The 22269-nt window shown below is 58.4% G+C and carries 14 protein-coding genes and 3 pseudogenes; 7 read left to right on the top strand and 10 right to left on the bottom strand.

Annotated elements, in window-relative coordinates; translation table 11 throughout:
- The coding region (locus tag AC4FWB_RS32305) for an SDR family oxidoreductase (protein ID WP_491030290.1) at positions 1 to 286 on the top strand (286 nt) is incomplete at its 5' end.
- Between the two features lie 98 nt (positions 287 to 384).
- A pseudogene (locus tag AC4FWB_RS32310) lies at positions 385 to 2411 on the top strand (hydantoinase/oxoprolinase N-terminal domain-containing protein).
- Between the two features lie 197 nt (positions 2412 to 2608).
- Here the strand turns inward: AC4FWB_RS32310 and AC4FWB_RS32315 are convergent.
- From AC4FWB_RS32315 to AC4FWB_RS32350, 8 genes are all read right to left on the bottom strand, one after another.
- A complete protein-coding gene (locus AC4FWB_RS32315; protein WP_491030291.1) occupies positions 2609 to 3907 on the bottom strand; it encodes an amidohydrolase family protein in 1299 nt (432 codons plus the stop codon).
- 243 nt (positions 3908 to 4150) lie between these two features.
- A complete protein-coding gene (gene proX, locus AC4FWB_RS32320) occupies positions 4151 to 5152 on the bottom strand; it encodes a glycine betaine/L-proline ABC transporter substrate-binding protein ProX (RefSeq protein ID WP_491030292.1) in 1002 nt (333 codons plus the stop codon).
- Positions 5153 to 5724: 572 nt separating this feature from the next.
- Positions 5725 to 6780 carry a GlxA family transcriptional regulator gene (locus tag AC4FWB_RS32325; RefSeq protein ID WP_491030293.1) on the bottom strand — a complete coding sequence of 352 codons (1056 nt, stop codon included), beginning with the start codon at positions 6778 to 6780 and terminating at the stop codon, positions 5725 to 5727.
- A gap of 199 nt (positions 6781 to 6979) precedes the next feature.
- Positions 6980 to 8500, bottom strand: coding sequence for a trimethylamine methyltransferase family protein (locus AC4FWB_RS32330; protein ID WP_491030294.1), 1521 nt, complete (start codon positions 8498 to 8500; stop codon positions 6980 to 6982).
- A 276-nt stretch (positions 8501 to 8776) separates the two neighbouring features.
- The gene (locus AC4FWB_RS32335; RefSeq protein ID WP_491030295.1) at positions 8777 to 9541 is read right to left on the bottom strand and encodes an SDR family NAD(P)-dependent oxidoreductase; all 765 of its coding nucleotides are present in this window, start codon (positions 9539 to 9541) and stop codon (positions 8777 to 8779) included.
- 70 nt (positions 9542 to 9611) lie between these two features.
- Positions 9612 to 10664 (bottom strand): quaternary amine ABC transporter ATP-binding protein, encoded by a 1053-nt coding sequence (locus tag AC4FWB_RS32340; RefSeq protein ID WP_491030296.1) that lies wholly within the window; start codon positions 10662 to 10664, stop codon positions 9612 to 9614.
- A 146-nt stretch (positions 10665 to 10810) separates the two neighbouring features.
- Entirely contained in the window at positions 10811 to 11794 is a 984-nt protein-coding gene (locus AC4FWB_RS32345; RefSeq protein WP_491030297.1) for an ABC transporter permease, read from the bottom strand.
- Between the two features lie 284 nt (positions 11795 to 12078).
- Positions 12079 to 13098 carry a LysR substrate-binding domain-containing protein gene (locus AC4FWB_RS32350; RefSeq protein WP_491030298.1) on the bottom strand — a complete coding sequence of 340 codons (1020 nt, stop codon included), beginning with the start codon at positions 13096 to 13098 and terminating at the stop codon, positions 12079 to 12081.
- Between the two features lie 409 nt (positions 13099 to 13507).
- On the opposite strand from AC4FWB_RS32350, the gene AC4FWB_RS32355 reads away from it, so the two are divergent.
- Positions 13508 to 14197, top strand: coding sequence for a corrinoid protein (locus AC4FWB_RS32355; RefSeq protein WP_491030299.1), 690 nt, complete (start codon positions 13508 to 13510; stop codon positions 14195 to 14197).
- A gap of 70 nt (positions 14198 to 14267) precedes the next feature.
- Complete coding sequence (locus AC4FWB_RS32360) at positions 14268 to 15302, top strand: GlxA family transcriptional regulator (protein WP_491030310.1); 1035 nt, start codon at positions 14268 to 14270, stop codon at positions 15300 to 15302.
- Between the two features lie 386 nt (positions 15303 to 15688).
- On the opposite strand, the pseudogene AC4FWB_RS32365 reads toward AC4FWB_RS32360, so the two are convergent.
- Positions 15689 to 16877 (bottom strand): annotated as a pseudogene (locus tag AC4FWB_RS32365) (IS256 family transposase).
- Between the two features lie 874 nt (positions 16878 to 17751).
- Entirely contained in the window at positions 17752 to 18072 is a 321-nt protein-coding gene (locus AC4FWB_RS32370; protein WP_491030300.1) for a LysR family transcriptional regulator, read from the bottom strand.
- A 429-nt stretch (positions 18073 to 18501) separates the two neighbouring features.
- Here AC4FWB_RS32370 and AC4FWB_RS32375 point away from each other — a divergent pair, with 429 nt between their 5' ends.
- From AC4FWB_RS32375 to AC4FWB_RS32385, 3 genes and pseudogenes are all read left to right on the top strand, one after another.
- Entirely contained in the window at positions 18502 to 18819 is a 318-nt protein-coding gene (locus tag AC4FWB_RS32375) for a hypothetical protein (RefSeq protein WP_491030301.1), read from the top strand.
- A gap of 521 nt (positions 18820 to 19340) precedes the next feature.
- Positions 19341 to 20541: pseudogene (locus tag AC4FWB_RS32380) on the top strand (IS256 family transposase).
- Between the two features lie 504 nt (positions 20542 to 21045).
- Complete coding sequence (locus AC4FWB_RS32385) at positions 21046 to 21846, top strand: NAD(P)H-binding protein (RefSeq protein WP_491030302.1); 801 nt, start codon at positions 21046 to 21048, stop codon at positions 21844 to 21846.
- The last annotated feature ends 423 nt before the right edge of the window (positions 21847 to 22269 follow it).

Raw genomic sequence — 22269 nt, forward strand, 5'->3', positions numbered from 1 at the left:
CTTGATCGAGCGGGAGTTGGGACAACTCCATCCAGTAGGAAGAATAGGCGCTCCCAAAGAAATAGCCAACGCCGTGCTTTGGCTAGCCAGTGAGGAGTCGAGTTTCGTCAGCGGTGAAATGATCTCCGTCGACGGCGCGCGAACCAAAAAGATTCCCCTGCCCTCAATCTTGGATGAGGAGTATCGGGCCAAGCTTTTGGAATCGCAGGCGGAAGCACGTGTCCGCACCTGCGCACGGACTGCGGAGACGGGATCGCTCGCGCAAGATAACCTTTCGAACGCCTAAGGTGCGCTTCTGATGGCTGCCGGCTCTCGATGGCTGGAAGGCCATTGCGCATCAGGTGAGGCGGGTAACATGCAATTCCAGCAGCACCATCAGTTTCAATGAAGGCTCTGCCTGCCGGTCTCTTCCTCGGCATCGACACCGGCGGCACTTACACCGACGCCGTGCTGTGGTCGGAGGAGGGCGGCCCCCTGGATCAGCCAAACAAAGGCAAGGTGCTGGCCAAGGCCAAGGCGCTCACCACCCGGCATGACCTCGCCGTCGGCATTTCCGGCGCGGTCGACGCGGTGCTGGAGAAGGCCGGCACCAACCCGGCGGCCATAAAACTGGTGTCGATGTCCACCACCTTGGCCACCAACGCGCTGGTCGAGGGTCAGGGCGGGCGCGTGGCGCTCATCATGATCGGCTTTTCCGAGGTCGACCTGGCACGCGACGGGCTGAAAACGGCGCTGGGCACCGATCCGGTCGTGTTCTGCCCCGGTGGCCACGACGTGCACGGCAACGCCGCCAAGTTCGACCTTTCCGGCCTCGAGGCGGCATTGCCGGAGCTTGGGCGTTCGGTGTCGGGCTTTGCCGTCTGCGCCTATTTCGCCACCCGCAACCCGGCGCATGAGCTCGCGGCTCGCGACCTGATCCGCGAGAAGACCGGCCTGCCGGTCACCGCCAGCCATGAACTCTCGGCCAAGCTCGGCGGCCCGCGCCGCGCGCTGACAACGCTGCTCAACGCCCGGCTGATCTCGATGATCGACCGGCTGGTCGCGGCGACCGAAGGCTTTCTTGGCCATCGCGGCATCGCAGCCCCCCTGATGGTGGTGCGCGGCGATGGCGCGCTGGTCTCGGCGGCCTTCGCCCGCCAGCGGCCGATCGAGACCATTTTGTCCGGTCCGGCCGCCAGCCTGGTCGGCGCCCGCCACATGACCGGCCTCGACGACGCCATGGTCTCGGACATCGGCGGCACCACGACGGATGTCGCGGTGCTGGACCAGGGCCGTCCTCGCCTCGATCCGGAAGGCGCCACCGTCGGCGGCTTCCGCACCATGGTCGAGGCAGTCGCCATGCGCACCTTCGGCCTCGGCGGCGATTCGGAAGTGGCGCTGGAGGATGGCGCGCGCACTCCAAAGATCCTGCTCGGACCGCGCCGCCTTGTGCCGCTGGCGCTGGCAGGCTTAGCGCATGGCGAGGCCGTCACCGCCGAACTGGAAAGACAACTCCGCGCGCCCAATGCCGGCCGCATGGGCGGGCGCTTTGCCGTGCGCACCGGCGTGCCGGACAGGCTTGCCGAACGCCGGAAGCAAAGCTCTACGAGGCGATCGGCGCCACCCCGCTGGCGCTCGACCGCCTGCTCACCTCCAACGCCCAGAACGCTACGCTGAACCGGCTGGTGGCGCGCGGCTTGGTGCACATCTGCGGCTTCACGCCCTCCGATGCAGCCCATGTGCTGGGCAAGCAGGCCAATTGGGACCCCGCCGCCGCGCGTCTTGGCGCCGAGCTGTTTTCCCGCCGCCGCGACGGCCGCGGCCAGACGATCGCGGCGACGCCGGAAGCGCTCGCCGCGCGCGTGCTCGTCACGCTGACGCGCTGGTCGGCCGAATACATCCTCGAAACCGCCTTCGCCGAGGACGGGCTGGACGGCGCCGCCACCGTCGCGCACGCGCTGGTGCAGCTCGCCGTCGACGCCCACCCCGGCATCGCCCGCTTCAACGTCGCGCTCGACCGTCCGGTGATCGGCCTCGGCGCCTCCGCGCCGCTGCACTATGCCGGCCTGCCGCCGCTGATCGGCAATGGCTGCATCGTGCCGGAGGATACCGACGTCGCCAATGCGCTCGGCGCCGTCGTCGGTCAGGTCCGCGTCTCGGCCGAAGCCCGCGTCAGCCAGCCCAGAGAAGGGCTGTTCCGGCTGGCGTCGGGGCAAACGGTGCGTGACTTCACCGAAGAGGAGAAGGCGATTGCCGCGGCGGAAGCCGATGTGCGGGCGATCGTCGCCGAACGCGCGAAAAATGCCGGCACCGACAGCGCCGAAATTGACGTGTCCACCGAGTTCAAGGTCTCGACGGTCGAGAACCAGCGCATGTTCATCGAGGCGCATGTGGTGGCCGTGGCGTCGGGACGGCCGCGGATTGCGGTGTGAGGCCTGCCCGAATGCGTCCGAATTCGCGGTTGCTGCCCAAGCCGCTGTACGAGACGCAAGCCAATTGGAACGCCGCCGCCCAAAGCCACGGTACGCTGTTGCCCGACGCTGAAAGCGTCAACCACGGGCTATTGTGAGCCGACTGAAACGGCCAAGGCCAAGCCGCTAGGGCTTGGAACATTGTCTTTCCAATCATACTACCGCCTAGTGTTAAACAATTCCTGCGCATTTAATTGCAACAATCGTGTAACCAGGTCCGGCACCACGGCGCGATCAATCCATCCTAGTTCAACCAACCGAGTAATGGACTCGGCAATACCTCTTCTAGCAATTAAGCTATGGCCCACGACGTTCTCTACAACAATAAAATCGCCACCAAATGTCAGAATTTTGTTCGCTGGCGCGGACACAAGAAATTCTGAGAGAAAATTGACGCATGCTACAGGATTTATAATCCAAGCCCAGCACATGTCCACGTAGGCGTTGCGGTATTGTTTACACAGAGCGAGATACTCAGATTGATAGGGATAGCCAATGTGCATAAGCACGAATTTGACATTTGGGTAACTCTGAAGCAGTTGACAGACGTCAACCGCATTGTCACGAACACGCCTCAGTGGCATTGTGTCGCTGCTGGCCATATATCCTGTGTGAAGTTTCACAGGAAGATTGTATTCTTGTGCTTTGCCGAGGCAGTAGTGAAAGAGAAAATCTTCGATGGCCCGGGCCCCACAAGGACCTATGAAAGGGCGTGTTGCCACTAAGGTATTGAAATGTCTGGCGGCTACATGCCGATCGACATGCTCGAAATCTAGCCCTCTGTAGTATGCGCCCACGTATTTAACTGCGACCGCGTGATTGCCAAACTTTTCGAAGTAGCGGTCAATCGCCGTCAACCAGTCATCGAACGACTCGATTTGCACACCAAGTTCGGATTCAACGGACTTAATATCCGAAAGATTGCAGCGGCTAAGTTCCATGATGCTGATATCTTGCTTCAGCAACGATGGTTGAGCACTTTCCATGAATATTCGCTCTAGCGAATTCACGTGACATTCAGAGAGTCTACAAGTTTTTTTGAGGACATGTTCGTAAAATCCAGGAACCTTTACCTCATTATATCGGCTTGCCAAATGCTCGATGTTGTCGAGGGTAAAGGATTTTACGCCATAGAGTTCAGCGATCGTTAGGGAAAAGCTCTTTGCATATCCGGTATGCCGAACGCGCTCCCAATACGGCGAGACAATCTTGAATTTGTCGATCGGTGACACCTCGGGATCATAGAACCGCTGCTTGTCGCCAACACTCATTCCCGCGCAGTCAATGTCCTGCTGCAAGTAGTCCCTGAACAGTAACGCCCAGTCATCGCAAGGAAGAAGCCAATCGCGACGCTGAGAGAATCGGCGCGTCTCTTCGACTAGGTGCTCATGGGTGTCGACGAGAGCAGTCGTCGAAACTATTTCGTCGATCCAGCTTGACGTTCGGCTCCAGGTCATTAAGTGTCCTCTGATTAACTGCGGGTTGTTGACGATTCGACCTTCTGCTGCGGCCGACAGGCTCCCGCGTCCGTCACCGCTTATCGGGAAGTGGCCAAAAGCATTTTTCCTCTGGCCCGCTCAGCAATCTGGAGCCTCCACGAACGAAATGTTACCATCGCCGTCAAGGCATCGTCGCGGAGGCTTTGCGGCCCCGGCCAGCATCTTGCAGTCAGCATGAAATGTCGTCGTCAGGCCTGACTGCTATTTCGCGGCGAGCGCGGCCTTAATCCAGGCGTCCCACTTTTCCTGATGCGCGGCCTTCCACTCCGCGGCGTGAAGCTGGATGTCTTCGTCCGTTTTCTCACCTTTGTGAATAAGGAGGCTTTCCTGATCAATGTCTTCGGTCGGGATTTGGAACTCCTCAAACCATTTTTTGGCAGCAGGATTTCCGTTGAGAAAATCTGTATTAGCTAGGACTCGTATGTTGTTTATCGCGAAGCCGACGTTGCCAATACCTAGCACTGTCGTATTCGCATTCGACTCTTCCTCGGGAAGTTCGGATTTATTGACGGCCAGCCAGACAACATCTCTTCCCGGTTTAAGCACAGAGCTGAGCCAGTAGGGCGTCCACGTATAATATATGGTCGATTGCCCTGCGTGTATTCGTTGGATAGCGTCGGCTATCAAAGCGACATAGTCGCCGGACTTCTGCTGGACGGTATTTTCGAGTCCGTAGGCTTTGATTTGATAGTTAATGTGACGTTCACAGCCCCACCCCGGTTCGCAACCGTAGAGTGTAGCCTTTCCGCTTCCATCTGCGTCGAACAGCTTTGCAAGCTCTGGATCTTTCAGCTGTTCCAAGTTCTTAATATGATGGGCGTCTGCAGTTTTTTTGTCGATTAGATAGCCCTGAATGGCATTAGGTACCACGGTGCCAATTTTTGTCGCCTTCCCTGGTTCTAGCTTGTCATAGAAGCTTTGGTGTAGGGGGTCCCAGAAATCGCCGTAGTATGTGGAGTCGCCAGTCGCGACAGACACTAAGGCGGCCTGCAGTTGCAAGAATGCGGGGTCCTTGATCTCATATCCCAAATCCGCAAGACCCAAGTTGATTAGATATGTTGCAAACGATTGTGTTTCATTGCTGGCTTCCACAGCGGATGCGATGATTTTTCCGGCCCCCGGAAGTTCATCGGCCACAGCGCTGTGCGCGAATAGGGTGAAAATGGCGCATGCGCCCGCTTGCACCGCGACTCTGCGATTCATTGCAAATCCTCCACTGATCCAAGCATGAATAACAAGGTGAATTGGCATCTACCGCGACAAGCCACGTTCTCCGCTCTTGGGCCCCGGCATGTCTGGCATAGAAGGCTAGACATCTCTTCGATGCGCCACAATCGAACAAAAAGTTATACTGCCGTGACGCAGAAATTATGACCGCCGTCTTTTCAAGTGAGGAGTTGCCACGGGGCTACGAAGCCCAGAGGCGTCTTCTCGGACGGAGATGAATCCAGGAAGTGGCCACCTGGACAGACAGAGCTGTCATGGAGGGTCGATTAATGGGAGACGCGTGATCTGGGTACGACCGCAGCAAACTACGCCAGAATGCCGATATTCAATTTAAGGAGAAGCAAAAGCAACAGGACGCATAACAGTAACGCTTTCACTGTTGCATAAATCTCCCAATAGACTGTTTTTTGATTTGACCTGACCGGGCAAATTCTCATAACGGCAGTCCTTATCTGATCCCTCTGGCATCGTCGCCTTGCCGAAAGAGCTGGGGCCCTCCCCGCGGACCGTCGGGAAGCATCCGAGTGTCACACTCGAAGCGATGTCTTCTAGCCCAGACCAGGCCCAACCCAGGCCGGCACCATCGAGCGACACTGCTGCGGCGACATACCATTGAAATCTCTAAAGCACTTTGCGAAGTGCGACGGCGAGATAAACCCGCAGGCCATCGCGACATCGATGATGGGCAAGCGTGTGCCTTCGATCAGGCGCTTGGCATGCTCCACGCGAATGCGTAAGTAGTGGCGTAAAGGGGGCACACCGACCTGTTCGGAAAACAGGCGCTCCAACTGGCGCCGGGAGACGTCGGCGCGTTGGGCGACTTCGCTCATGGCCAAGGGGCATTCTATATTCTCTTCCATAATCCGGATCGCCATAAGAAGTTTGTCGCTTACCCCTGCAAAGGCGAGCCCCGAAGGCCCGGTTTGGCGATGCGATCCCGATCGCTGGCCCTCGACAATGGCGTGCCGGCATACTTCCTGGGCAATGAACGCGCCGGCGTGGCCGGCGATGAGGTCGACTGCCAAGTCGAAGGCTGCGAGTTCGCCCGCGCAGGTCGAGAACTGCCCATCTTTGATGAAGAGAGAATCGCGGACCCGTGGTTCGGTGAATACTTCTGAGAAAGCAGCGAGGCGGGACCAGTGGATCGTGCAGCGCGCAGCTCCAAGGAGCCCTGTCTGCGCCAACAACCAGGTCGCTGTTCCAACCGCGGTCACTGGAACCCCATGGCGCGCGGTCGTTCGCAGAAACGCGTTCAGTTGTGGTGTGAGCTGGTGCTCCACTGGCTCGCCAGAAACGACCGCCAGATGGTCTAGCCTGCGCTTTTGCGAACCGGCTTTCTGCTTGCCTATCGTAGTATCCACGGCGATCGACAGACCGTTAGCCCCCTCGACGGATCGTGCGTCGAGCCCTGCGATCTGCCAGCGAAACAGCGGCAGCCGCGATACTGTGTTGGCTATCCGAAACGGCTCGAGGAAGGCATGAAGCGCAAGGTGCGAGAATCCGGGTAAGACCAGAATCACCAATTCAACAGGGCGACCGGCGATCGCCCCGGCGTCAACTGCGGTCGACGACCTTATAGCGCTGATGTTGGCAGGAGCGTTCATCGAATACGTCCATGCAGGTGGCCTAGGCCTTCCAAACGGTAAGCGGGCAAATGAAATCCGGCGCGGTTGAGCTACTGCCCAGCGTCAGGTAATGACCCCACTCACCCTTGGATCGAGATAGGTTCGTCGAGGATTCGACAAACCGGTCTCGTCGCCGCAGTCCCATCCTTCGCTCGTCGCCATCCGAGGAACCGTCGCCTTACAGCGCTGCATCACCGATTTCGAGTTCCCGGCGTTTGATAAAATCAAGGAGCGCCTCGTCGACGGCTTCGTCGGTCGGCGGTGCCTGGTATTCCTGCAACGCCCGGACTGCTGCCTCAATTCCGCGTGTATTGGCATCCTTCGCGCCGGCGAAGGACCACTGCTCAAAGCTGTCATGGTTCATCAATTCGGGAACGATGAAGGCACGCTCGAAATTCTTCAACGTATGCTCGGTTCCCAGATAATGACTGCCTGGCTCACTTTGACGGATGGCATCCATCGCTTCATCGAGCTCGCTCAGGACTATGCCTTGCCCAAGCTTATAAAACATCACCATCTGCTCGGAATCGAGCATGAACTTGCTGTAGCTTTGGGTCAAAGCCGCTTCCAGATAACCGGTCGTCGAAAGAACGAAATTGGCTCCGGCAATCAACGCGCCATACATGTTGCGTGCCGCCTCATAGCCTGCCTGGGCATCGACCAGCTTCGAACTTGTGTTGCTGCCACTGCAACGCCAGGGCAGCTTGTAGTGCCTGGCCAGCTGGCCGACCAGCATATTCATGTGGCAGATCTCGGGTGTTCCGGCCATCGGCGCGCCGCTTTTCATTGAAACCGTCGCAAGCCACTGCCCATAAATGCATGGCGCGCCCGGCCGAACGAGCTGGGCGAAGGCGATACCGGCAAGCGCCTCCGCATTGAGCTGGGCGACTGCAGCTACCGTACTGGCCGCGGTGCTGGCGCCGCCAAGGACGAACGGCGCAAAAATCATGGCCTGGTTGTTCGCCGAATAGACCTTCACCGCATCGAGCATGGTGGCGTCCCACACGAGTGGGGAATTGCAATTGGCAAGCGAGATGATGACGGTGTTGTTTTGAACGAACTCCTCGCCAAAAACGATCTTGGCCATGGCGACGGTGTCCTCTGCTCTCTCGCGCGAGGTCACCGCACCCATGAATGGCTTGTCGGAATAGCGTATAAGGCTGTAATTCATGTGCAGATGGCGCTTTGGAACGGCGATGTCCATCGGCTCGCAAAGAACGCCGCCGGTCATATGCATTGCTGGCGCCTGGTAGGCCAGCTTGGCGAAATTCACGAAATCCGAGATCGTGGAGTTTCTCCGCTTACCCTCGAGGTCAAGCACGTTTGGCGAGCCGTAGGCTGGAACAAAAATGCTCTTTCGGCCACCGAGACTGATTGTCTTAGCGGGGTTGCGCGCGTGCACGGTGAAGGTTTCAGGAGCTTTGGCCACAAGCTCCAGCAGCTGGTTACGATCAATCCTGACGCGCTGACCGGATACGTCGGCACCGGCTGAACGCCACAGTTGGATCGCCTCGTCGTCACGAAATTCGATGCCGATCTCTTCCAATATCTGCAAGGAGATGTTGTGCAGCCGCAGCAGATCATCCTGGCTGAGCAAATCCATGTAAGGCAGTCCCCGCTCGAGCGGCGGCAACGAAGTAACCGTCCTGTCAGAACGTAATTTTTGCCGAGCCTCTCGGCCGCCAGATCTCGCAGACATTTCCGTTATCCCTGATTGTTCGCAACAATATATGGCGCTGGTCTCTAGACAACCAGCAATAAAAAATAATGTAACTTATGAACTGAAGTTATGACCGCAGTTACGCCCATGTTATCCGTCAAAATGATCGCGCGACGAACCCCTCCCCTTGCCTGAGAAAGCTGGGCCGCAGCCCAGCCGACAACGACCATTCAAGAGGCTGGTCGGGCGCCGACCGTTTCAGCGGCAACCTTGACGTTTCACTGTTACGGTAGCGGCCGCGAGGCGTGGATCGCCCTAGTAGACGGCCTTAGCCCCGGCGACTTCCAGCGTGGTCCCGGCGATGAAATCTGCCGCATCCGAAGTGAGAAAGTAGACCGCATCGGCAATACTCTCAGGAGTGCCTAGCCGGCCCAGGGGGTTCGACTTGCTGAGTTCCGCGACCGCTGTGTCGGGATTGAACCCACGATGGATGAAGCCGGAACGCAGCATGGGGGTGTCAATCTCGCCGGGGCAGACGGCATTGACCCTTATCGCGTCGCCCGCATGGTCGCGTCCGAGGCATTTTGAAAAGATCGCCACGGCTGCCTTGCTCGCGCAATAAGCTGCGTGACTTGGTCCTGGATAGACGCCCCAGGTCGAGGAGATGTTGACGATCGAGCCGCCACCATTCTCCTTCATGAAGGCTATTGCCCGCCTGCAGGTGTAGAACACCGCTTTGAGATTGATATCGAAGGTTCTTTCCCAATCCTCATCGGTGGTATCGAGGACTGTGCCGCGCGTGATGATGCCCGCATTGTTGACAAGGGCGTCCAGGCGACCCGTAAGGCTGATGGCGGTGTCAATGAGATCCTCGCAATAGCCCTTGCTTCTAAGGTCACCGGGCTTTGCCAGGCCATTATCCCCGCTTCTGTTGATTTCGCTGATCGTCTCTGCCAAGCGCTCCGCATTGGTGTCGCAGGCGATCACAAAATACCCGCTCGATGCAAACTTCTTGCAGATCGCCTGACCCATGCCGCCGGCCGCACCAGTGACGACGACGGTCTTGCGTTCGGTTTTCATTTTCGGTCATCCAGTGAATTGCAAGCAATGGCGGGTGTTCAAGAAAGCGAACCACGGCTAGAGACGTTGGCTACAGACGTTCTTGGACACCGCGCAGAATTGCTGACGCGGTGATCACGCCCACATCAACCCCACCTTCATCGACAACGACCAGCGGCGTGTTGCCGTGTCGATTTGAAAGACCGAGCAATTCCTTGATCGAGGCATCGAGGCCGAGTCGCGGAGCGCCGGCCAAGGGCTTGCCTTCTCCGCCATTTGTGAATTCCTCAAGCGGCACCATCACCGTCTCTGCCTTCAGAAGCTTCAACCGGCTGCTTCCCTGGACAAATTTTTCGACGTAGGGGTCATTGGGACTCCCGAGGATCTCCTCGGCAGAGCCAATCTGAAGCATCTTTCCGTCTTTCATCACCCCGATGTGGTGCCCCAGCCGGACGGCTTCATCCAGGTCATGGGTAATGAACAGTGTCGTCTTTCCCAGTTTCGTCGAAAGCGCCTTGAATTGGTCCTGCAGTTCGCGCCGAATGAGCGGGTCGAGTGCCGAAAAAGGCTCATCCATCAATAAGATGGCAGGATCGGCCGCCAGCGCTCGAGCGAGGCCAACGCGCTGTTTCATGCCACCGGAAAGTTGATCAGGGTAACGATCGCCCCAACCCGCAAGCTGCACGAGCTCCAGCTTTTCTTCAGCAATCTCGGAGCGCTGGCGAAGGCTCATCTTCCTCAGTTCCAGCGGCAAAGCGACATTGTCGCGGACTGTTCGGTGTGGGAGAAGCGCCACATTCTGAAAGACCATGCCCATTGAGCGGGCGCGGAGCTCGCGCATTTCAGTTTCGGTCTTCAGGTTGATATCTTCGCCGCCGACAATGATCTGTCCGGAACTGGGTTTGATTAAACGGTTCACATGCCGAACAAGCGTTGATTTTCCGCTTCCGGACAAACCCATAACACAGAAGATCTCCCCGGCCTCCACCTTGAAGGAGACGCCGGCGACGGCTGCCACGCAGCCATGCTTTTCGAGGAGCGCGGCCTTTGAAAGGTCATCACGTTGGACACTGGCAAGGTCGAATTTGGAGTTCGTTCCAAAGACCTTCCAGACATCCTTGAATTCGATGGAATGCGCTTTCAATGGTAAGCTCCAAATTTGAGAGGTATCGCCGCCAACCAGGGTTCAGTGTGCACTAAGCTGCCTGCCTGCTCGGGCGATCCGTTCGTTGGTCTGATCGATTCGGTCCGACTATCAGGCCTGAGCATCACGGTATCCCTCCCTGTTCTTCAGCTTGAAGTCCGTTGCCGCCCGATATCCAGCTCGTCCGAGCCCCGCTGGAGCTGCCTGGGAGACACGAACATTGTGGTGAAGAGGGCGACCGGGCCACGTCTATACCACGCTACGTGGGCAAAGCGTCTGCCCTGAGACATCGCGGACTGCGTCAGGCGATCGAGAATGATCGCCAGGATGACGATGCCGATCCCGCCGGTTGCTGCCAGACCAATATCGAGACGCCCGATTCCGCGCAAAACCATCTGCCCGAGTCCACCGACGGCGATCATGGAAGCAACAACGACCATCGATAGCGACATCATCAAAGTCTGGTTGACACCGGCCAGTATGCTCGGCAGCGCCAACGGCAGCTGAGCCTTGAACAACAGCTGATTGTTGGTGGCACCGAAGGCACGCATAGCCTCGACCACTTCTTCGGAAACCTGCTGAATACCAAGCGTGGTCAACCTGATGACTGGCGGCAGCGCAAAGATGATCGTCACAATGACGCCAGGCACGTTGCCAATGCCGAACAGCATGACCACTGGCACCAGGTAGACGAACGATGGGATGGTCTGCATGGTGTCGAGGATCGGTCGGCAGATCGCAGCCGCCCGATGGCTTCGAGCGGCTATGACGCCCAACGGAATACCGACAATCGTGCAAAATAGAACGGCGGTGAAGACGAGGGACAGCGTTGTCATCGTCTCACCCCAGATGCCGAGAAGCCCGACGATGACCAACAGACCCGCCACCTGGAGCGCCAAACGCCACCCGGCGATCTGCCAGGCAATCAATCCAAAGCACAGAACTGTAATGATGGGCGGAATGCCATTGAGCGCGAGGTCGAATCCCGCCAGAAGTCGGTCAACTGGCCATTTCAAGCTCTGAAATAGTGGGCGGTAGTGTTCGACTATCCACCCCACTACGTCGTTGACCCATTGGCCAAACGGAACGCGCCAAGTCTTGAAGGGATCCAGAATGTCTTCGGGCTTCACGAAAGCTCCTTTCGGCAGAGAACAGGGTATCGATTGCTTTCCGGATATCGCCAAAATCCAGTTGACGAGTGGCTAAGTCGTCAGTTCACCTGAAGAGGAAAGAAATGGGCCGCAACCAGTTTCGGCTGCCGGATGCCTAAAGCAATCGTTGCTTTCGTTGCATTGTTGCGCTTCTCCCATCGCGACTGCAGCACAGCTTTGAGACGCTGTTGTCTAGGTTATTCCGGACACGCTAGCTAGGCATGCGCGACAAGACAACCGAACAAAAACTTATATGCGGTAGACTAAATGTTATCGGGCGGCGACGGAGCCGTTTGCGCAATCGGAGCCTCTTCTCCCAGTAGCGGCTTGGCATCAATGAATTCGGCGGACGATGCGGGTACGACAGGCTTCAGGTCTGCGACCTGCGTGATCAGCCAGTCGCGAAAGATCTGGACGTCCTCGCGCCCGATGGCTGCGTCGGGAATGACCAGGTGATGCTTTCGGCCAGTGAGATAGCTTTCGTTCACAGGCCTCACCAAGGTACCTTCATTGAGGTAGTCGCTCACCAGATGACGCCAGCCCAGCCCGATGCCATGTCCTCTGATTACCGACTGCATCATGGTTGGATAATTGTTGAAGGTGATGGTGCGCTTAAAAGAGGAAGAGATTCCGAATTGCTCGAGCCAGTGCACCCAATCGAACGGTGACCAGGGGTAGGCGGACCAATGCTGGTCGTCCATGGCCAAGAGAACCTCGTTTATGAGATCCCCCGGCGTCAGGATTTGTGAGTGTGCCTGATAGGCCTTGCTGCAAACTGGGAAGACCTCCTCGCTGAAGAGTTCGGTCGCGATGAAGCCCGGGCGTGGCAGATATCCCATCACCACCGACACATCGAAACCGTCCGTTGCCGGCGCCGGGCTGCGTTCGAGCGAGACCAGGTGAAGGTCGACTTTCGGATTGCTGGCGACGAAGTCTCCGATCCGATGGCTCATGAACAGGGTCGCGAACGACATCGGCATGCCGACAATCAAGGGGTGGGCTTTCTGCCTTCTGCGCACGCTGTCAAAGGCTGCCGCCATATGTCCAAGGCTAAGCGTCACGGCCTCGAACAATTCCTCGCCGGGCGGAGACAGTGAGACCTTCTGGTTTCCACGATTGAAGAGCTGGATCTGGAGGTGGTCCTCCAGCGTCAGAATGTGGCGGCTCACGGCCGCCTGGGTGACGGAAAGCTCATTGGCTGCCTTGGTGAAGCTTAGATGCCGGGCCGCCGCTTCAAATGCCCGAAGGGCGCTCAAGGGAAGCCTGCGATAGTCCTTGGACATGAGAAATTGTTATACCGGTCCCGACAAAAAGTAAATTGCGTCTCGCTCCGTTCTCTATAAGCATCGGGCCGATCGACTTCAATGGTTTCAATTGCGGGGATCGAGGGAACTTCGGTCGAGGCGCGGCTTTGATCACTCAGCAGATCGGATCCTGGTCAGACAAATAAAACTCATTGCCAGGCCAGGAGGACAGCTGTGAAGGACGACCGACGTTTGATGCCGCCGATGGTAACATCTTCGCTGCCGAACGAGATAAACGGAGCTTCGGCATTTATCCCTTCTGGATGTGTCTTAAGGAAGTGTGGCTGACAGCTCAATCAACTCCCAAGGCTTCACCGGAAGCCTGGTCGGCGCCCCATCAAGCATGGGGTGCCGACCTTCCTTTGACAGAGAATGAGGCAAAACCAAAATGGCTGATGAAGAGATCATCCTTTCCGAGCTTTCCGACGAGGAACTTGTGCAGCAGATGCACGACGACCTTTATGATGGGCTGAAGGAAGAGATTGAGGAAGGCACCCGGATCCTTCTCGAGCGCGGCTGGCAGCCCTACACCGTGCTGACGGAGGCGCTGGTCGAAGGCATGCGCATCGTCGGCGAGGATTTTCGCGACGGCATCCTGTTCGTGCCGGAAGTGCTGCTCTCGGCCAATGCCATGAAGGCCGGCATGGCCATTCTGCGCCCGCTGCTGGCCGCCACCGGCGCGCCCAAGCAGGGCAAGATGGTGATCGGCACCGTCAAAGGCGACATCCACGACATCGGCAAGAACCTCGTCGGCATGATGATGGAAGGTGCCGGCTTCGACGTTATCGACCTCGGCATCAACAATCCGGTCGAAAAATATATGGCTGCTCTCGAAGAGCATCAGCCCGACATCATCGGCATGTCGGCCCTGCTCACCACCACCATGCCCTACATGAAGGTCGTCATCGACACGATGAAGGAAAAGGGCATCCGCGACGACTACGTCGTGCTGGTCGGCGGCGCGCCGCTTAACGAGGAATTCGGCAAGGCCGTCGGGGCCGATGCCTATTGCCGCGATGCGGCCGTGGCTGTCGAGACCGCCAAGGATTTCATGAAGCGCAGACATAATAGGGCTTGAGGTGCGTTGCAGCCCTGTACTGCGCCAATGTCTTGCTTTTGACCATCATCAAGAAGGATCCGTGACCTTAATGAATGCGCCATTTTCAGCGGGAGACCGTTCGCGCATCGTGGGATGGAACGCCGGCCGGCCGCAGGTCGACAGTCGCGACGAAGCATACCATGTGATCATTCTTGCGCTTCCGGGGTTTTCCCAGCTGAGCCTGTCTTCCTTCGTGGAACCGCTGCGCCTGGCAAATTCGGTTGCTCAGCGACGGTTTTTCGAATGGACGATCGTCAGTCCTGACGGCAAGCCGGTTGAATGCGCCAGTGGGTTCAGCCTCGCGGTCACCGGCGACTTTGCTGGAATCGCGGAGAGCATCCAGGCCTGCAAGGGACCGAGCATGGTCATCGTCTGCGCTGGTGAGCGTGTCGAAAAGCAGGCGTCGAGTTCCTTGAGCAGGATTCTTCGCCTCTGCAAGCGATTTGGCATTCCGCTTGCGGCGCTGGGTACCGCCACATGGCTGCTGGCAGATTGCGGGGTGCTTGATAACAGCGCCTGCACAATTCATTGGCACAAGCGGGCGGCGCTTGCCGAGACGTTCGCGCGCCTCCTGGTGACTGACCGGCTATTTGTGCGCGATTCGCAACTGGCCACTTGCGCTGGCGAGTTTGCCTCGTTTGATCTGGTAATGGAGCTCATCAGCGAGCATCTCGGCAAAGAGGTCGCACTGGCTGTCTGCAGACATACGACGGCCGGCCACTGGCGCTCGGCGTCCGACAGGCAATGGACAATCACCGGCAGCGAAATGGTGACCTCAAAAGCGCTTGCCGATATCATTCGCATCATGGAAGAGCATGTTGAGGATCCGCTTCCGCTTCGCGACATTGCCACATGCGTCGGACGTTCACGACGTCAGATTGAGCGGCTTTTCGAGCGCTGCGTTTCGTCCTCTCCCATGCGCTACTACATGACCTTGAGACTTGCCCGCGCGAAGCGTCTGGTTCAGCAGACTGATCTGCCGATCGTTGACGTTGCGATCGCCTGCGGCTTCGCGTCCGCCTCGCATTTTTCCAAATGTTTTCGCCAGGTGTACGGCTGCAATCCGACGGCCTGCCGGGGCTGACCCGGACGGTGCCCCTTCCGCAGTCGCACCAGCAGGCCAACGCCATCGCTCCGCTCTGCCGCGCGGGTGTTCTGGGCCGCGGCCGATGTTCGCGATGAGCGAACAGGTCGAAATTCTGTGCAATCTTTGCCAGGACCGGGCCTCGGGTCAGCGTGTATTTTAACAAATTGAAATCATACAAGGATGAGAGTTCGGTTTCCTGCCAGAAAGCGTGGTGGCCAACACCCGTCAGACACCCCCCTTTGCTGAAACCGATCTGTTGTTATGCAGCAACGGTTGAAAATGGTTTTATCGACCACTGGATTAGTCGACGACATGCTGAAGTATTTCGGTTCTGTGCGTCAGGTTCAGCAAAATGGGGCGGCCAGGATGGCTGGTCATGCGGCTTAGCGTAGGGCGAGCTTCTTGTGCTCGCGCAGGTCGTCCATGTTGATGTAGTGGTTGGCCTCCATCCAATTTTCGTGGGTTTCGACGGCCAGCGCCCTGACGAGGCGCAGGCAGCTCTCGGCGTTGGGGAAGATGCGCACGACATAGGTGCGGCGCCTGATCTCCTCGTTGAGGCGCTCCAGCATGTTGGTGCTCTTGAGGTGCTTGTGGTGCTGGCGCGGCAGCCGGAAGAAGGTGAGCGTCTGCTCGATATTCTCCTCGACCCAGGCCGTCAGCCGGGGATAGCGGGGCTCCCATTTGGCAAGCCATGCGCCGAGGTCGGCCTTGGCCTCGGCCAGGTCGCGCCGGTCGTAGAGCCAGCGCAGCTCCTGCAGGCAGACATCGCCGTGCTTGCGCGGCAGGTGATCGAGGGCGTTCCTGAGGAAGTGCACGTAGCAGCGCTGCCAGGCCGCTTCCGGGACAACTTCGCCGATCGCGGCGACAAGACCGGCGGTCGTCGGAGACGACCAACTCGACACCCTTGAGGCCGCGGCCCTTCAGCGCAAGCAGGAAGTCCTTCCAGGCCGAGCGGATTTCGCGGCCGGCCATATCGACGGCCAGGATCTGGCGCCTGCCGTCCCGGTCAATGCCGACCGCGATCAGCACCGCCTGGCTCATCATCACCACGCTGGCCTCGCGCACCTTCTCATAGCGAGCGTCGAGGATGAGGTAGGCAAAGGGCTCATGAAGCGGGCGCTCGGCAAAGGCCTTCAGGCTCTCGTCCAACCGCTTGTTGATGGCCGAGATTGCCGAGGCCGAGAAGGCATGGCCGCAAAGTTCCTCGGTGATGGCCTTGATCTTCCTGGTCGACACGCCCTGCACATACATCTCCGCCAGTGTCGCCACCAAGGCCCGCTCGGAGCGCTGGTAGCGCTCGAACAACTCGGTGGAGAAGTGCCCTTGCCGATCCTGCGGAACGCGCAGGTCCAGCTTGCCGACCTGGGTGATCAGCGTGCGCCCGTAATAGCCGGAGCGGTAGCCCAGGCGCTCGGGCGTGCGTTCGCCCTTCGCTGCCCCGACAGCCTCGTCCATCTCCGCCTCGAGCACTTCCTGCAGCACTGCGCGGACAACTTCGCGCAACCCATCCGGGCACTGAAGCAGAATGTCTTTGAAGGCGGCGCTGGCGGACTTACCTTCTGTCTTGGTCATGGTGGCGTTCCTTGCAGGGAATCGGTGACGTTGAGCATCACCAGCCTGCCATGACCGCCCCTCTCTCAGCGAATTTGCAAAACTCTCAGCACACTACCAGGCCGACGAACATGGAGCTTTCGCGCCATGACATCGGAACATGCAGGGGACAATCTGGCCGCCTTGCTCAGCGGCGCCGCAGGCGGCCGAATATCTTGCAATTTGTGCCCGGGCGGCAACAGAGGCCGTGGAGTTGCGCCGAGGAGCGCCCGGTGGTCGATCTGGCGATTGCGGCGGGTCGTGACCGAGGTCGCGAGGTATCCGGCGTAGCTGCATCACAGCTCCATGCGGGCGCAAGCAGATGGCCGATGGCGCAAGCCGTCCTGCGAATTGGCTAAGCTTCTCTCTTGTATAGATCGGGGTGAAGGTCTCCACCTTGGCGCACTTGCCTATGGAGAGTGGCAAGATAAGGACATAACCTTGTGGGTCTGCAAGTTTTTGTCGTAAGTCCCGCTGTGGCTGCAACGAATACTTGGTTCTGGAAGAATGGGGCCGACAGAATCGGACTGAAGAAGTCAATCCGGTACCGTGGCGCATACCGCCCCTCGAGTGTCTCGAAGAGGATAAGACCGCCGTAGCCATCGTGGTCTTCTATTCGGCACGTGAGACACTGCTGTCGTTCCAAGCTGGAAGCTTGGATATCGGCTGGTGCTTGGCCAACGCCGATATAGCCTAACCAGACTTGGTCTAGCCGCTGATCCGGCTTTGCGGCTCGGGAACTCCGACGCGCTTGAGCATCCTGACAGCGCGGGCAAGCTTTTCACAGCGGCTTCCCCCTTTGTGGTTCTAGACGGCGGCCATAAATTGCGGCGGAAGGATATCAGTCAGATCGACGTCAACGCATCGGCAGAGCTGATCGAGATATCCGAGAACGATCGCAGCGCTTAATGGCCGTGATGGCATCGGACGCCCTGGAAAAGATGCTTGCCAACTCGGTGTAGAGATCTTTCCCAGCGCTGGTAAGCACCCTGCCGGATGTTGCCCTCACAAACAGCGGAGTACCAAGCTCCTCCTCGATGATTTTGATCTGCCGACCGATCTCTCCCGATGTCACGTTCAGCTCGGAAGCTGCACGGTCGAAGGAAAGATGGCGAGCTGATGCCTCGAATACCTCGAGAGCATCAAAGAATCGGAGATCATAACATCGATGGGTCATTGAACACTTTGATCGACCAGCAGCGACCGGGTAGCCATTTCGTTCTTCTGCTCACAGAGTATGGATGACCGCCAGTCCGAAAGCGGTCATCCCAATCGGCTCTGTAGACGGAATCGCAGTCATTTCTAATGCTCAAGCAAGTTGCGTGCCGGTTTCCATGAGCACCTCTAATCGCACTATTCGTGCCCAGTTCCGAAAGGGCGGCATACCAAGCTGTTTCGTCGGGTTTCCGACATCTTTTGTCCAGCTTGGGACAAGATCGTGTCTCTGGGAACGGTTAGCCCGAGAAAGCCGCTAGCGAGCGCCCTCAATAGCGCTGTACCGAGCGGCCGGTGGAGAGCGGTGGTCAAGCGCTTTCCGGTAAAGGTCTGATTGTCGATGCCAAACCCTGTTGCGTAAAAACACCGATGACGCCACCGGGTCCGGTTGATGCTCAACCGCCAGCGCACGCAGATATCGAACGCGTTGCGAGCGCACATATCCGAGTTCGGGATCGTGGCGCGTATCGGGCGGAATGGGATCGAACAACTGCTCGTGGTCGTCAACGACGAGAACGACGTCAGGATACCTGCTGACGCGCGGCTATGTCTGCGCATGCTCAGGGTCGTGAAGGCGCAGATCATCGAAGGGTGCGGGCGAGTGCGCGAGAGACCGAACTTGGTAGCAGGTTGCCCGCATCGCAAAAGGTCTTCTCAATTGAAGCCGCGTCAATGGCTTCTTAGTTACAGAAAACATGAAACGGCTTAATAAATTCATTAAATAAGTTTTACTGTAATATTATCGTGACAATGATGGTAACTATTCCGGTTACGTTAACGACTTTAAGTGAAATGATGCACGTATCATATACACTAAAAACATACCGTTATACAGTAATACTAAAATCGGATTCTGTTGGCATAGCACTCATCATGATTTAATAACGTCCAACATGAGTTGGTCTTCTATACGTCAAATCTGCCCAACGCCTTGGTGCTTTGGTTGACCAGCGACGATTCCAGTTTCGTTAGTGGCGAATGATCTCAGTCGACGGTGCACGCACCAAGAAGATCCCCTTGCCCGCCATCTTAGATGAGGAGTATCGAGTTAAACTTGCGAAGCCCAGGCTTTGGTCGTGTCTCCAGGAGTGGTGTAGCTCGGCGGCAGCGAAGCCGCTCGATCGCGCGCCCTCAACAGCGCTGTAGCGAGCGAGCGGCTTCAGGGGCGGTCATCGATGTTCCCCGGTAGGGTCGGGTTGCTGAGCCAACCTTGATTCGAAGGAACGATCGATGACCGACGACATGAGGAACCTGCGCACGCTCGTGGAGAAGAGCTCCGATGCCGATCTGTTGCGCGAGATGATCGGCTTTGCCGCCGAGCGTCTGATGGAGATGGAGGTGGGAGCCACCACCGGCGCCGGCTATGGCGAGAAGAACCCGCTGCGGCTGGTGCAGCGCAACGGCTATCGCGACCGGGACTGGGAGACGCGAGCCGGTACGGTTGAGCTGCGCATCCCCAAGCTAAAGGAAAGGCTCCTACTTCCCGAGCTTCCTGGAGCCGCGGCGGATGGCCGAGAAGGCGCTCACCGCAGTGATCCAGGAGGCTTATGTCCAAGGCATCTCGACGCGCTCGGTCGACGATCTTGTCAAGGCGATGGGTGGGGGCGGCATCTCGAAGAGCCAGGTCAGCCGATTGTGCGAGGAGATCGACGGCAAGGTGAAGGCCTTTCTCGAGCGACCGATCGAAGGCGACTGGCCCTACATCTGGATCGACGCCACCTACCTGAAGGTGCGCCGCGGCGGGCGCATCGTCTCGGTAGCCGTCATCATCGCAGTGGGCGTCAACGCAGACGGCCGCCGCGAGGTGCTGGGCATGGAGGTCGGCACCTCCGAAGCCGAGCCGATCTGGACGGAGTTCCTGCGCAAGCTGACGCGGCGCGGCCTGCGCGGCGTCAAGCTGGTCGTTTCGGATGCGCACGAGGGCATCAAGGCGGCCATCAGCAAGGTGCTCAACGCGACCTGGCAACGCTGCCGGGTTCACTTCATCAGGAACGCGCTGGCGCATGCCGGCAAGAGCGGTCGCCGTGTTGTTGCCGCCTTCATCGCCACAGCCTTCGCCCAGGAGACAGCGGAGGCCGCCAGTGCCCAATGGCGCGCCGTCGCTGATCAGATCCGGCCCAAGGTTCCCAAACTCGCCACCATCATGGACGAGGCCGAGCACGACGTGCTCGCCTACATGACCTTCCCCAAGGAGCATCGTGCCAAGCTGCACTCGATCAACCCGATCGAGCGCATCAACGGCGAGATCAAGCGCAGGACCGACGTCGTCGGCATTTTCCCCAACGACGAGGCCATCGTGCGCCTTGTCGGTGCGCTGCTGCTCGAACAGAACGACGAATGGGCCGTCCAGCGCGCCAGATACATGACGCTGGAAACCATCGCCCCGTTGAGCGATGATCCCTTCGTCAGCCTGCCGGCAGTGGCGCGTTGACCTTCCCGGCCTTCTCCCGGGGAGCACGGCGACCGAGCCGTCAGCTACACCACCTACCGGGACACGATCCAGGCTTTAGGCACTTGGCGATTTTGGTTACCGACTACTGTTGCTTGAAAAGCCAAGGCGCAGGCGACCTCCCGCTGTTCCATGACCTTTTTTCTAGCGCGTCGGTTAAGGGATTCAGAATTGAACTCAACATGTTCAACGAGTCGCGGCAGGCCGCCGAAGCATCAGGGTCGTCATTCGCTTGCAAGATTCCGTTAAGTCCCATTCCAGTTGACGACAGCGACGATGACCGACTGATAACTCGGCCAGCATCATGAGCGTCACCGCTCACCGAGACAGTCGAGGAACAAGCGCCATCCGCAATTCTCATGTTCAGAAGACCCGCAGGTAGCCAGAAAGGTGGCAGGGTGAAGATCCATGGCGCATTTCGGAACCCCGTGTGAAGTGGACACGGCGCCCTAGTTAAGTGACACACATCCACGAAAGGAAGAGACCATGATCCTCATTACCGGAGCCTCGGGCCAGTTGGCATCGCAGATCGTGACACGGGCACGGCAGCAAGGCATTGCCGTTCTCACCGGCAGCAGAGCGGCCAGCGCTGATCGGCAAATGGACTTCGACAGACCTGAATCTCTCGACTTCACCGGAGTCAAGACCATGTTGTTGACTTCGGCAGGCTCTGCCGAAGATGATTGCGTGATGCGACGACATGGTGCCGTTCTGGCTGCTGCCCGCGCTCAGGGGGTGGCGCGCGTTGTCTATACTAGCCTCACCCATGCTAGTGATCATCTCGGCTTTGCCCTGGCCCATCGCTGGACCGAGCGCGAGCTTCGGGCGAGCGGCATGGCCTGGACCATCCTTCGCAACGGTCTCTATGCAGAGCTGATCGGCGCTCTCGCTGCGCCGCGCGGCGGGCTGATTGCCACGCCTTTTGGCGAGGGTCGGATTTCGGCCGTCGCAAGGGCGGATCTAGCCCAAGCGGCGCTTGCTGTGCTCTGCGATCCTGTTGCCCATGCCGGCCGGTGCTACGAGCTTTCGGGAACTACCCCATTCTCGGTCCCGGATCTCGCAAAGAGGATGGCTGTCACCTATGAGCCTAGCAGTTTTGAGGAGGAGCGCGCCCGGCTTTCTGCCTTGTCGTTGTTCGCCTTCCAGCCGCCGATGCTGATGTCCATTTCGTCCGCGGCGGCGGCAGGATTCCTTGAAACGCATGCAACAGATCTGACGGAGTTGGTGCCAATGCCGCTAGATGCGCTAGAGATTGCCTGCGCCGTCGCTCGAGAATCGGCACAATAGCTCCTGGTGGCATCAGGAAGAGTCCGATAGGTCGTCTTTCTTTGCTCGGCCAACAAAAAAGAGGCAGTCTTGGGTAGCAGGCGAATATTAAAGGGGTCGCGTCCCACCCCTCATTTGTTTCAAAGAGTTAATCAAGGCGGATGTAACCGGAGCATATTATCGGGTCGTCGGGGGATTCGACCGCATCGTCGCGGCCCCTTGCCAGCGAAGGGCAGGAGCCTGTTTGCGTTCGAGCAGACACGCCTTGGCAGGTCTCCGTCGCAGTTGATACTGCAGGATTTGGACGCGCCTTTCATCGGCGCATTCCTGGAGGACGTCGAGACATTGCGATCCGCCTCAGTGAGGATCTGGTATTACCTCCGCCTCACGGCCGTTCGGTCTTTCTTCAGATATGCGTCATTCGAGGAGTCGGCCCATAGCGCC

It is taken from the genome of Mesorhizobium sp. LEGMi-168a (assembly GCF_058312955.1).